The 12,688-nt window shown below is 73.3% G+C and carries 8 protein-coding genes; 4 read left to right on the forward strand and 4 right to left on the reverse strand.

Annotated features, from left to right (window positions below):
• Nucleotides 1-69: 69 nt before the first annotated feature.
• The 4 genes from SM793_RS03560 to glgX form a co-directional block, all read right to left on the reverse strand.
• The gene (locus SM793_RS03560) at nt 70-822 is read right to left on the reverse strand and encodes a class I SAM-dependent methyltransferase (protein ID WP_320436492.1); all 753 of its coding nucleotides are present in this window, start codon (nt 820-822) and stop codon (nt 70-72) included.
• Nucleotides 823-970: 148 nt separating this feature from the next.
• Nucleotides 971-2,824, reverse strand: coding sequence for an ABC transporter ATP-binding protein (locus tag SM793_RS03565; protein ID WP_320436493.1), 1,854 nt, complete (start codon nt 2,822-2,824; stop codon nt 971-973).
• Nucleotides 2,821-4,674: an ABC transporter ATP-binding protein gene (locus SM793_RS03570; protein WP_320436494.1), complete on the reverse strand. Its 1,854-nt coding sequence runs from the start codon at nt 4,672-4,674 to the stop codon at nt 2,821-2,823. Before SM793_RS03570 ends, SM793_RS03565 begins: the two co-directional genes overlap by 4 nt.
• Before the next feature lie 111 nt (nt 4,675-4,785).
• On the reverse strand, nt 4,786-7,041 hold the full coding sequence (glgX, locus tag SM793_RS03575; RefSeq protein WP_320436495.1) for a glycogen debranching protein GlgX: 2,256 nt from the start codon (nt 7,039-7,041) through the stop codon (nt 4,786-4,788).
• Between the two features lie 220 nt (nt 7,042-7,261).
• Between glgX and SM793_RS03580 the strand changes: the two genes are divergently transcribed.
• The 4 genes from SM793_RS03580 to SM793_RS03595 all read left to right on the forward strand — a co-directional run bounded on the left by SM793_RS03580 (nt 7,262) and on the right by SM793_RS03595 (nt 12,328).
• Nucleotides 7,262-8,695 carry a L,D-transpeptidase gene (locus SM793_RS03580; protein ID WP_320436496.1) on the forward strand — a complete coding sequence of 478 codons (1,434 nt, stop codon included), beginning with the start codon at nt 7,262-7,264 and terminating at the stop codon, nt 8,693-8,695.
• 187 nt (nt 8,696-8,882) lie between these two features.
• Complete coding sequence (locus SM793_RS03585) at nt 8,883-10,172, forward strand: L,D-transpeptidase (RefSeq protein WP_320436497.1); 1,290 nt, start codon at nt 8,883-8,885, stop codon at nt 10,170-10,172.
• Nucleotides 10,173-10,362: 190 nt separating this feature from the next.
• Nucleotides 10,363-11,652 (forward strand): Ig-like domain-containing protein, encoded by a 1,290-nt coding sequence (locus SM793_RS03590; RefSeq protein WP_413815867.1) that lies wholly within the window; start codon nt 10,363-10,365, stop codon nt 11,650-11,652.
• A 178-nt stretch (nt 11,653-11,830) separates the two neighbouring features.
• Nucleotides 11,831-12,328 carry an ATP-binding protein gene (locus SM793_RS03595; RefSeq protein ID WP_320436499.1) on the forward strand — a complete coding sequence of 166 codons (498 nt, stop codon included), beginning with the start codon at nt 11,831-11,833 and terminating at the stop codon, nt 12,326-12,328.
• The last annotated feature ends 360 nt before the right edge of the window (nt 12,329-12,688 follow it).

Here is a 12,688-nt window from a genome sequence, read left to right on the forward strand (position 1 = left end):
TCCGGGCGGGGCGCCGGCCGGACCGGCGCCCCGCCCGGCGGACCGGCGCGTCCAGCGGGACCGCCCCGTTCAGCGGACGGCCGCCACCATCGCGTCGGTGACCGAGCGCCAGGCCACCCCGGCCTCGGCGAAGCCGGAGGCCAGCAGCCGCTCGGTGTGCCAGCCGGCCGGGTGGGACTCGCCGTCGGCGTGCGAGCCGTACAGCACGTTGCGGGCGGCCACCTGGTCGGCGAGCAGCGGGTCGGCCGCAGCGGCGAGCCACCAGGACTCCCAGTCGAGGACGCCCTCGGCCTTCTCGCGCTCCTGCCGGCCGTGCCGCTGGGCCCGCTCGGCGGCGTTGAGCAGCGGGACCTCCGGGTCCGGCATGTGGTCGGCGTTGAGGAACACCCCGCCGGGGCGGAGCAGTCCGGCCAGGTCGGCGTAGAGCCGGGCCAGGTCGGTGGCGGGCAGCCAGTGCAGGGCGGTGGCGGTCACCACCGCGTCGAACGGTCCCGGCGGGAGGGCGCGGGCCCACTCCGGGTCCTTGAGGTCGGCGGTCACCAGGGTGAACCGCTCGTCCTCGCCGAGCACGCCCCGGGCGATGGTCATCAGCGCCGGGTCCTGGTCCACGCCCACGCTGGTGGCGCCGGGCAGCCGGGCGAGCAGCCGCTCGGTGATGCTGCCGGTGCCGCAGGCGAGGTCGAGGACGCGCGGGGCGGGGCCGGTCACGGCCCCGACGAGGTCGGTCATCACCCGGAACCGCTCCTCACGGTCGGGCAGGTACCACTCCTGCTGCCGGTCCCAGCTGCGCTGCCACTGCTCCCAGTGCTGACGGTCGACCATGTTCGTTCCCCTTCGCGAACCCGGAGGCGGTAAGCCCTGGATACGACCATAGACCCCTTCGGTAATAGATGAAAGGGTCTATGGACTATTACCCGCGAGCAGGTGCGCGAAGTGCGGGCAGGGGCTGCGGGCGGGGCCGCGGGCGGGCTCAGACCAGGCTGTCCCGCCAGGCCCGGTGCAGTCGGGCGAAGCGCCCGGCGCCGTCGATCAGCTCGCGCGGGCTGCCGTCCTCCACGATCCGGCCCTGCTCCATCACCAGCACCCGGTCCGCGATCTCCACGGTGGACAGGCGGTGGGCGATGATCACGGCCGTCCGCCCGGCCAGCACCGTGCGCATCGCCCGCTGCACCGCCTGCTCGCCGGGCACGTCCAGCGAGCTGGTGGCCTCGTCGAGGATCAGCACCGCCGGGTCGGCGAGCAGTGCGCGGGCGAAGGCCACCAGCTGCCGCTGGCCGGCCGAGATCCGCCCGCCGCGCTTGCGCACATCGGTGTCGTAGCCGTCCGGCAGCTCGGCCACGAAGGCGTGCGCCCCGATCGCCCGGGCCGCCTCCTCGACCTCGGCCCGGGTGGCGCCGGGCCGGCCGATCGCGATGTTCTCGGCGACGGTGCCGGAGAACAGGAAGGACTCCTGGGTCACCATCACCACCCCGCGCCGCAGCTCGGGACCGGCGAGGTCGCGCAGGTCCACTCCGTCCAGGGTGATCCGGCCCTCGGTCGGATCGTAGAACCGGGCCAGCAGCTTGGCCACCGTCGACTTGCCGGCCCCGGTCGCACCGACCACGGCGACGGTCTGCCCGGCCGGCAGCACCAGGTCGAACGGCGGCAGCACCTCCTTGCCGGTCCGGTACGCGAACCGCGTCCCCTCGAACCGCACCGCCCGGCCCGTCACCGACGTGGCCGGCAGCTCCTTCGGCTCCGCGGGCTCGGCGACGGTCGGCTCGTGGGCCAGCAGGCCGGCGATCTTCTCCAGCGCGGCGGCGGCCGACTGGTAGCTGTTGAGGAACATCGCCAGCTGGTCGATCGGGTCGAACAGCCGGCGCAGGTAGAGCACGAAGGCGGTCAGCACGCCCAGTTCGAGGGCGCCGTCGGTGACCAGCCAGGCGCCGAGCACCAGCACACCGGTGGTCCACACATTGGCCGCCCCCCGGGAGAGGCCGACGTACCGGGCGATCTCCAGCAGGCCGTCCGCGGTGGCGGTGGCCGACTGCCGGTTCACCACGCCGAACGCCGCGTCGTTGGCCCGCTCGCGGCGGAAGGCCTTCACCGGGCGGATGCCGTTCATGGTCTCGGTGAAGCGGACGATCAGCGAGGCCGCGGCGGTGCGCGAACGGCGGTAGACCCGGCGCGAGCGGCGCCGGAACGAGCGGGCGATCAGCCACAGCGGCAGGAAGGAGGCCAGCGAGGCCAGACCGAGCCGCCAGTCCAGCACCAGCAGGATGACCGAGATCGAGCAGACCGAGAGGAAGACCGTCAGCAGCTCCTGGAGGCCCTCGGAGAGCAGCTCGCGCAGCGCGTCCACGTCGCTGGTGGCGCGGGAGATGATCCGGCCCGAGGTGTAGCGCTCGTGGAAGTCCAGGCTGAGCCGCTGGGCGTGCCGGAAGATCCGCCCGCGCAGGTCCAGCAGGATGTCCTGGTTGACCCGGGCGCTGATCTTGATGAACGCCCACTGGAGCAGGGTGCCCAGCAGCGCGCAGCCCAGGTAGGCGACCACCACCGCGACCAGCGGACCGGAGTCGTGCTCGCGCAGGGCGGGGATGCCCCGGTCCATCGCGAAGGCCACCAGCAGCGGACCGGCCTGCAGCGCGGCCTGCTGGAGCAGGATCACCGCCATGGCGGTGGCGATCCGGCCGCGGTGCGGGCCGAGCAGCGAGCGCAGCAGGGCCCGCGGCGCGCCCGGCGGGACGGGGATGTCCTCCTCGTCGGCCGGCGGGGCCGGCAGCTCCTCCTCGTCCGGCGCGTCCTGGCCGGTGCGCGCGGCGGCGGGTTCGACGGTGGTGGTCATCGGGCGGTGCTCCCCTCGGGGACGAGGGCGGCCTCGCCCGACATCAGTTCGCGGTAGCGCGCCGAGTCGCGCAGCAGTTCCTGGTGGGTGCCGACGGCCTCGATCCGGCCGTCGGCGAGGACGGCGACCCGGTCGGCGAGCAGGACGGTGCTCGGCCGGTGCGCGACCACCAGGGCGGTGGTGGCGGCGAGGACCTCGCGCAGGGCGCGCTCGACCAGCGCCTCGGTGTGCACGTCCAGCGCCGACAGCGGGTCGTCGAGCACCAGGAACGCCGGGTCGCCGACCACGGCGCGGGCCAGCGCGAGCCGCTGGCGCTGGCCGCCGGACAGGCTGAGGCCCTGCTCGCCGACCTCGGTGGCGACGCCCTCCGGCAGCTTCTCGACGAAGCCGGCCTGGGCGGTGGCGAGCGCGGTGAGCAGCCGCTCCTCGTCCGCGCCGGGGGCGCCCATCAGCACGTTCTCCCGGACGGTGGCGGAGAACAGGGTGGGCTCCTCGAAGGCGACCGCGACCAGCTCGCGCAGTCGGGTGCGGTCGAACTCGCGGATGTCCCGGCCGTCGAGGGTGATGCTGCCGCCGGTGGCCTCGTAGAGGCGGGGGAGCAGGGCGGTGAGGGTGGTCTTGCCGCTGCCGGTGGCGCCGACCAGGGCCATCGTCTCGCCGCTGCGGATGTGCAGATCGATGCCGCGGAGCAGGTCGGGGGTGCCGGCCGGGGCGTCGGGGTAGCGGAAGCGGACGCCGGTGAGCCGGATGCCGTCCTGGGCGTCGGCGGAGCCCGCGGGGGTGCCCGCGGGGGCCTCGGCGGCCTCCGCCTCGGGCTCGTCCAGCACCTCGAAGAAGCGGTCGGTGGCGGTGGCGGCCTCGTTGGCGTAGGCGAGCAGCCAGCCCAGCGACTCCACCGGCCAGCGCAGCGAGAGCGCGGTGGAGAGGAAGGCGACCAGGGTGCCGGCGGACATCTGGTCCTGGGCGACCAGGTGGACGCCGACCGCGAGGGCGCAGCCGAGCGCCAGTTCGGGCAGGCCGACGATGACCGACCACAGGTTGGCGAGCAGGCCGGCCTTCCGCAGCTCGGTGCGGCGCAGCTGCCGGGAGTGCTCGCGGAAACGTTCCGCCATCGAGCGGTGGCGGCCGAAGGCCTTGAGGATCCGGATGCCGAGCACGGACTCCTCGACCACGGTGGCGAGGTCGCCGTTCTGGTCCTGGGCCCGGCGGGCGGCGCCCGAGTAACCGGCCTCGAAGCGGCGGGTGAGCACCAGCAGCGGGACGGCCGGGCCGAGCACGATCAGTGCCAGCCGCCAGTCCTGGGTGAACATCAGCCCGGTGCCGACCAGGAAGGTCACCGTGTTGACGATCAGGAAGACCAGCGGGAAGGCCAGGAACAGCCGCATGGTGTACATGTCGGAGGTGGCGCGGGAGAGCAACTGGCCGGAGCCCCAGCGGTCGTGGAAGGACACCGGCAGCCGCTGGAGCTTGGCGAAGAGGTCGCCGCGCATCGCCGTCTCGACGCCGGACAGCGGCCGGGCCAGCACCACCCGGCGGGTGAAGAACAGGGCGGCCTCGGCGAGGCCGAGCAGGAGCAGCAGCGCCGCCGGGGCCCAGAGGCCGCCGAGGTCGCGCTCGGCGATCGGGCCGTCCACGATCCGGCCGAGGACGGTCGGGACGAGCAGGGCGCTGAGCGAGCCGAGCATCGCGGCGGTGACCGAGACGGCCAGCCGGGCGCGGATCGGGCGGACGTAGGGCCACAGGCGCAGCAGCGAGCGCACCGTCGACCGGCGGGGGGCGGGCGGCTCGCTGCCGGGCTCGGGGTCGGGCGCGGAGCCGGGGGCGGTGTCGGGGGCTTGGTTCTCGGCCATCGCGGTGAGGGTAGGCCGAGTACGCGTCATTTCTCATCCGGTTTTTCGGACCTGTCGTCGAGAACCGGCCAGGTGGGGCCGCCGGTCGGGGGACGGCCGGGGACGGCCCGGTCAGGGGACGGCCCGGAGCAGGTGCAGGGCGCGGGCGCCGAGCGGGACCGGTTCGCCGGGGAGGTGCCGCCCCGCGGGGCCGTCGTCCGCCGCCGCCGTGTCGACCACGGTCCGGTAGCTGGTGCGGTCGGCCGCCCGGGGCGTGCCGGGCAGGACGAAGGGGACCGGTTCGGGGCCGGCGTTGAGCAGCAGCAGGAAGCTGTCGTCGAGCAGCGGGCGGCCGCGGGCGTCCCGTTCCGACATCGCGGTGCCCGCCAGCAGCATGCCCACGGCGGCGGTCGGCGCGAACCAGTCGGCCTCGGTCATCTCCTTGCCGAGCGGGGTGAACCAGGCCAGGTCGGGCCGCCCGCCGGGGGCGGTGGCGCGGCCGGAGAAGAACGCCCGCTGCCGCAGCACCGGGTGGTCGCGGCGCAGCCGCACCAGCCGGGCGGTGAAGTCGTACAGGCTCCGCCAGGCCGGGTCGTCGAGCAGCGACCAGTCCAGCCAGCTCACCTCGTTGTCCTGGCAGTAGGCGTTGTTGTTGCCGCCCTGGGTACGGCCGAATTCGTCCCCCGCGGTGATCATCGGGACCCCGGCGGAGAGCAGCAGGGTGGCGGTGAGGTTGCGCAGCTGGCGCCGCCGCAGGGCGGTGACGGCGGGGTCGGCGCTCTCCCCCTCGGCGCCGTGGTTCCAGGAGCGGTTGTCGTCGGTGCCGTCCCGGTCGGCCTCGCCGTTGGCCTCGTTGTGCTTGCGGTCGTAGGAGACGAGGTCGCGCAGGGTGAAACCGTCGTGAGCGGTCACGTAGTTGACGGAGGCGTACGGGCGCCGGCCGTCCCGCTGGTAGAGGTCGGAGGAGCCGGAGAGCCGGTAGCCGAGCTCCCGGACGTCCGGGCGGGCGCCGCGCCAGAAGTCCCGCACGGTGTCGCGGTAGCGGTCGTTCCACTCGGCCCAGGGCGGCGGGAACCCGCCCACCTGGTAGCCGCCCGGGCCGACGTCCCAGGGTTCGGCGATCAGCTTCACCCGGCTGAGCAGCGGGTCCTGGGCGATGGCGGAGAGCAGCGGGTGCTCCATCGTGACGCCGCCGTCGGCGCCGCGGGCGAGGGTGGCGGCGAGGTCGAAGCGGAAGCCGTCCACGCCCATCTCGTGCACCCAGTAGCGCAGCGAGTCGGTGATCAGCCGGACGACCTGGGGTCGGCGGGTGTCGAGGCTGTTGCCGCAGCCGGTGTAGTCGGCGTAGCCGCGCGGGCGGTGGGGCGGCAGCCGGTAGTAGCCGGCGTTGTCGATGCCGCGCAGCAGCAGTGCGGGGCCGAGTTCGGCGCCGTCGGCGGTGTGGTTGTAGACGACGTCGAGGATCACCTCGATACCGGCGGCGTGCAGGGCCCGGACCATCCGCTTGAACTCGCCGACCTGGCCGCCGCGCGAGCCGGCGGCGGAGTAGCCGGCGTGCGGGGCGAAGTAGCCGACGGTGTTGTAGCCCCAGTAGTTGACGAGGCCGCGGGCCTGGAGGTGGTCCTCGCTGACGTGGTGGTGGACCGGGAGCAGCTCGACCGCGGTGACGCCCAGGCCGGTGAGGTGGGCGATCGCCGCGGGGTGGGCGAGTCCGGCGTAGGTGCCGCGCAGCTCGGGCGGGACGTCGGGGTGGCGGCGGGTGAAGCCGCGCACGTGCAGCTCGTAGAGGACCGTCTCGGCCCAGGGGGTCTTCGGCCGGTGGTCGTCGGACCAGTCGTCGTCGTCCCGGACGACCACGGCTCTGGGCACGTACGGGGCCGAGTCGCGGTTGTCCCGGACGGTGTCGGCGACCTCGGTCTCGGGCCAGTGGCGGACGGCGGAGCAGACCGCGTCGTGCGCGGTGTAGCCGCCGTCGATCGCCCGGGCGTAGGGGTCGAGCAGCAGCTTGGCCGGGTTCCACCGGGCGCCGGTCCACGGGTCCCAGCGGCCGTGCACCCGGTAGCCGTACCGGGTGCCGGGCAGGACCCCGGGGACGAAGCCGTGCCAGGTGTGGGCGTCCTGCTCGGCGAGGCGCAGCCGGCTCTCCCGGCCGTCCTCGTCGAACAGGCAGAGGTCGACGGCCTCGGCGCCGCCGGCCCAGAGCGCGAAGTTGGTGCCGGGGCGGCCGTCCGGGCCGGGGTGGAAGCGCGCGCCGAGCGGCAGCCGGCTGCCCGGCCAGGGCGGTTCGCCGTCCGGCCGCTCGCCGGGGTGTCCGTGCGCGCGGTGCCCGTTGACGGCCGCTGGGGCGTGCGCGCGCACGGCGGCCGCCGATTCCTGCCCTGTCGCCATGGCGGTGCCCTCCCTGGCGGGGTGTCCCGGACCCCGTCCGGAGTCTCATTCCCTGATCGCACCGGACGGAAGCGGCTTAACACCGTGTTACCGGCGGATGGCGCCCGGGCGCGGCCCGGTCGCTGGGCCGTCGGGTGGGCGTTCCCGGCGTGTCGGCGTGTCCTGTCGGGGCCGTCCTCGTTGTGCGGGGTATCGGACGGCTACGGCGGGAGGCCCCGGGATGCGGCCCCGAGGACGGATGTGGGCACGGCGGCTGGCGGCGGTGGGCTGCTGCCTGGCCGTGCTGGCCGGGTGCTCCGGCAGTGGCGGCGCGCCGGGGAGCACGAGCGCGGACGCCGTCCGGGCGGAGCCGTCGGGCCCGCCGCCGGCCTCCCGGGCGTCGATCACCGCGCTGCCGGCGGACGACACCCAGAACCTGCCGCCCGAGGGCCCGGTCCGGGTGAGCGTCGCCCAGGGCCGGCTGGTGTCCGTGCGGCTGGCCGACAGCCGGGGCGGCGAGGTGCCGGGTTCGCTCTCCGCGGACGGCACCGGTTGGGCGCCGGACGGCCCGCTGCCGCTGGGCACGAAGTTCACCCTGGACGCGGTGGCCGAGGACGAGCAGGGGCAGCGGGCGGTGCAGCACGCCGACTTCTCGACCATGGCCCGGGCGCACACCTTCGTCGCCTTCTTCACCCCCGAGGACGGCTCCACGGTCGGAGTGGGGATGCCGGTCTCGCTGCGGTTCAGCCGCCCGGTCACCGACCGGGCGGCGGTGGAGCGGGCGGTCGCGGTGACCGCCGACCCGCCGGTGGAGGTGGCCGCGCACTGGTTCGGCGCGCAGCGGCTGGACTTCCGCCCCCGGGCGTACTGGGCGCCGGGCACCAAGGTGGCGGTCGCGCTGCGGCTCAAGGACGTCCAGGGGGCCCCGGGCGAGTTCGGCACCCAGACCAAGGACGTCCGGTTCACCGTCGGCCGGCCCCAGGTCTCCACTGTCGACCTGGACGCCCACACCCTCACCGTCCGGGCCGGCCAGGGCGGCCGGGTGGTGCGCGCCCTCAAGGTGTCCGGCGGGGACCCCAGGCACACGACCTACCGGGGCGTGCTCGTGGTGTCCGAGAAGTACCGGGTGACCAGGATGAACTCGCGGACCGTCGGGATGGGCGACGAGTACGACATCAAGGACGTGCCGCACGCGATGCGGCTGACCGACTCCGGCACCTTCGTGCACGGCAACTACTGGGCGAATCCGTCGGTGTTCGGCACCGCCAACACCAGCCACGGCTGCATCGGGCTGGCCGACGCCAAGGGCGGGACGAGCGGGGAGACGCCGGCGGGCTGGCTGTTCGAGCACACGATCCCGGGGGACGTGCTGGAGGTCAGGGCCTCGACCGGGGACGCGGTGCCGCCGGGCAACGGGCTGAACGGCTGGAACCTGCCCTGGGCGCAGTGGGTGGCGGGGAGCGCCCTCCAGCCCGGCGCGAGCCCCTCCGGCACTCCGGCCGCCGGTCCGGCCCCGAGTGCGCCGCCGAGTGCGTCCCTGAGCGCGTCCCCGAGTGCGCCGTCGAGCGGGTCGCCGGGTCCGGTGCCGAGCCCCTCCCCGGGTCTTCCGCCGGGCGTTCCCCCGGCCGCCCCCGCGGCCTCCTCCCCGGCTCCGTCCCCGGGGGCCAGACCCTGACGGCCGGGTGACGGCCAGGTGCGGATGATCTTCACCCGCGTTCACCGGTAGCCCTCCCAGGATTCACCCGATCGGCCCAGCTATCCTGCTTGCCGCGCCGAAGCCCGGCGCGGAAGATCGCCGGTCCGGTGCAACCCGTTCGGGCACCAGCGCGTCCACAGTGATGGACACCGGGAGGGGAGAGACCGTGAAGCCGGTAAGGGCGGCCGACGCCGCGATACGTACCACCGTCATCAGCCGCCGTCTGCGCCACAGCGCGGTGGCGCTGGCGATGGGTGGAGTGCTGATGCTCACCGCGGCCTGCAACGACGGGGGCGACGACAAGGCCGCCGGCGGCGGTGACGCGACCGCCACCGCGGGCGCCGCGGACGCCGGGGCCGGGGGCAACGGGGGGACGCCGACGCCCGGCCAGAGCTCCGCCGCGCCGAAGACCTCGGCCGCCGTGCTGAACGTCGAGCCCAAGGACGGCTCCCAGGACGTCGCCCCGGACGGCGCGCTGAAGGTCGGGGTGACCGGCGGCAAGCTCACCACGGTCGAGGTGACCGACAAGGAGGGCAAGGCGGTCACGGGCGCCGTCACCGCGGACGGCAGCGGCTGGAAGCCCAGCGCCCCGCTGGCCGTCGGCATGGTGTACAAGGTGAACGCCCAGGCCACCGACGCCGAGGGCCTGGTGGCCGCGTCGACCACCTCGTTCACCACGCTGACCCCGGCGAAGAAGATCTCCACCAACGACAACATCGCCGACAACGCCACCTACGGCGTCGGCATGATCGTCTCGGTGGTCTTCAACAAGGACGTCAAGAACAAGGACGCGGTCGTCCAGGGCATCACCTTCGAGGCCAGCGACGGCACCACCGTGAAGGGCCACTGGTTCGGCACCAAGCGGCTGGACTTCCGCCCCGAGAAGTACTGGGCCCCGGGCACCAAGGTCCTCATCAAGTACCGCCTCAAGAACGTCGAGGTCTCCCCGGGCGTCTACGGCGACATCGACAAGGACGAGCCGTTCACCATCGGCCGCTCCCAGGTCTCGGTCGCCGACTCGGCCACCCACCAGATGACGGTGACCCGGGGCGGCGACAGCCGCACCGTGCCGGTGACCCTGGGCGACGAGAAGAACCCCTCCTGGAACGGCACCATGGTGGTGATGTCCAAGGAGAAGGTCACCCGGATGAACTCGCAGACCGTCGGTCTCGGCGGCGAGTACGACATCCCGGACGTGCCGCACGCGATGCGGCTGACCAACTCGGGCACCTTCGTGCACGGCAACTACTGGGCCAACCCGTTCGGCAAGAGCAACGCCAGCCACGGCTGCATCTCGATGCAGGACGAGAAGGGCGGCAGCGACGCCTCGGTGGCCGGCAAGTTCTTCAACGATTCGATGATCGGTGACGTCATCACCATCAAGAACTCCAAGGAGAAGGTCGTCGCCCCCGACAACGGCCTGAGCGGCTGGAACGTCGCCTGGGCGAACTGGTAGGCCGTAGTACCGCTCCGCAGCCCTTCCCCGCGGTAGCCGCCGTCAGTCGCGGAACTGCCACGACCGGTCCGATCCTCACTCGTTGGGGTCGGGCCGGTCGCGTTTCCGGGGCCGGTGACCCCCCGGACGGCGCAACCTTTCCGGGGCAGGGCGCGTGTAAATGTCGAACACCGTGACACGAACGAGGGGGATGACGGTGAAGTCGATACGCAAGGTGGTGGCCGCGGGACTGGTCGGCGGAGCGCTGGTGCTGACCAGCGCCTGCGGCGGGGGCGGTGGGACCGGCGGTACCGGGGGCGGGACGGCGGCCAAGGCCGAGCTGGGGGCCGACGGGACCGCGGGGGTCCCGTCGTCCGCCGCCCCGGCCGGCGGGCAGACCCCCGCCGCCCCGGCCGCCGGTGGGGCCGCCGCCACCGCCGCCGCGCCCAAGGTCTCGCAGGCCGTGGTGGACATCCAGCCGAAGAGCGGCGCGGTGGACGTCGCCCCGGACGGCTCGCTCAAGGTCGCGGTGTCGGGCGGGAAGCTCACCACGGTCAAGGTGAGCGACCGGACCGGCAAGGAGGTGACCGGCACCCTCGCCGCCGACGGGGCGAGCTGGAGCCCGACCGGCCCGCTGGCGGTCGGCACCGCCTACCAGGTGAGCGCGCTGGCGGCGGACGCCGGCGGCGTGGTCGCCGCGGCGGACAGCAGCTTCACCACCTTGATGCCCGAGCGGGAGTCGAAGGTGAGCGACAACGTCCAGGACAACGCCACCTACGGCGTCGGCATGATCGTCTCGGTCACCTTCGACAAGGACGTGAAGAACAAGGAGGCGGTGGCCCGGGGCATCACCTTCGACACCGACAACGGCACCGTGCTCAAGGGGCACTGGTTCGGCAACCGCCGGCTGGACTTCCGTCCGGACAAGTACTGGACCCCCGGCACCAAGGTCACCGTCAAGTACCGGTTGAAGAGCGTGGAGATCGCTCCGGGCGTCTACGGGGGACTGGACCGGGACGAGCCCTTCACTATCGGGCGATCGCAGATTTCGAGTGTTGACGCCAAGACGCACCGGATGACGGTGGTCCGAGACGGCCAGAGCTCGGTCGTGGAGATCACCTCCGGCTCGCCGGAGCACCCGACCTGGAACGGCACCATGGTCGTGATGTCCAAGGAGGGCGTGGTGCGGATGCAGTCCCGCACCCTGCCCGGGATGACCGGTGCCCCCTACGACCTGCAGGCTCCGCACTCGATGCGGCTGACCGACACCGGCACCTATGTGCACGGCAACTACTGGAGCAACGCCTTCGGGGCGGACAACGTCAGCCACGGCTGTGTGGGCCTCAAGGACGTCGAGGGCGGTGCGGCGGGCACCTCGGCGGGCAAGTTCTACGACGGTTCGCTGATCGGGGACGTCGTCACGGTGCAGAACTCCTCGCGCGGACAGGTCGCGCCGGACAACGGCCTCGGCGGCTGGAACGTGGACTGGAGCGCCTGGTAGATCCTCGGCGGGCCGGCGGCCCGGGCCTTGCGAACGCGGGTTCGGGTTGCATCCGGCATATGCCGAAAGAGTAGTGATCGTTTGTTCATTGTCCGTACGCGGCCGCTTGCGTTCCGCAATGATGGGGCGCATGGCGGGTTGGGGCGAAACAGATCAGTCATCGATTCCGGGTTCCAGCTTGGTCGCCGAAGCGTCGCTGGGGTCGTTCCAGGACTCCCTGGCGGCGCTGGAACGGCTCAGCTGCGACGAGCTGGAGCGGCTGTACGCCGGCAGGCTGTGCGACCGGACGACGCCGGGCGAGGTGCGGCTCCCGTCCCGGCCGGAGACCGGACCGGTGGCGCGCCGACTGGTGCTCGCGGTCCTGGGTGCCTGGGAACTGCACCAGCACCTGGAGGTGTGCGAGTTACTCACCAGCGAGCTGGTCGCCAATGCCGTACGGCATGCCGCGGGGCGGACGATCGGGCTCCAGGTGGTGCGGAAACCGGGCTGGCTCCGGGTCGAGGTGCGGGACTCCTCGCGGGCGCTGCCGTGCATGATCCTCGCGGAGCCGCTGCCGGTCACCGAGCGCGGGCGGGGGCTGCAGGTGGTCGACGACCTGGCGGACCGCTGGGGCGCCGACCTGCTGCCGCGCGGCAAGGGTGTCTGGTTCGAGCTGAAAGTCCGCGAGCGGGCCTGAACCGCGCCCTGAACCGCGTCCTGAGTCGCATCCTGAACCGCGCCCGGAAAACACGCGGGGCCCCCGACTGCGCCGTGGTCCGGCGGCTGGGGGCCCCTGCAAGTCATCGCGCCGGCCAAGGGGGTGCGTGCCGTGCGATGGGCGTCGGCCGTGCCAGGTCGGGCGGGCCGAAGATCGACTGTCCGCGAGGCGCTGGGCCAGCTACTGGCAGCCGCCGTCGGACAGATCGACTATCGCATGGATCTCAGCATGTGGGCAAACCAGGCGGCTTCGAATAGAAGGTTTGTAACCTAGTTCACCTTCGGAATTTGCATAGGTTCACGTCAGCGCCTGAGATTATTCACGATCCGCCAGTGGCGG

Origin of the sequence: Kitasatospora purpeofusca (genome assembly GCF_034043715.1) — a bacterium.
GTDB lineage: Bacteria > Actinomycetota > Actinomycetes > Streptomycetales > Streptomycetaceae > Kitasatospora > Kitasatospora purpeofusca_A.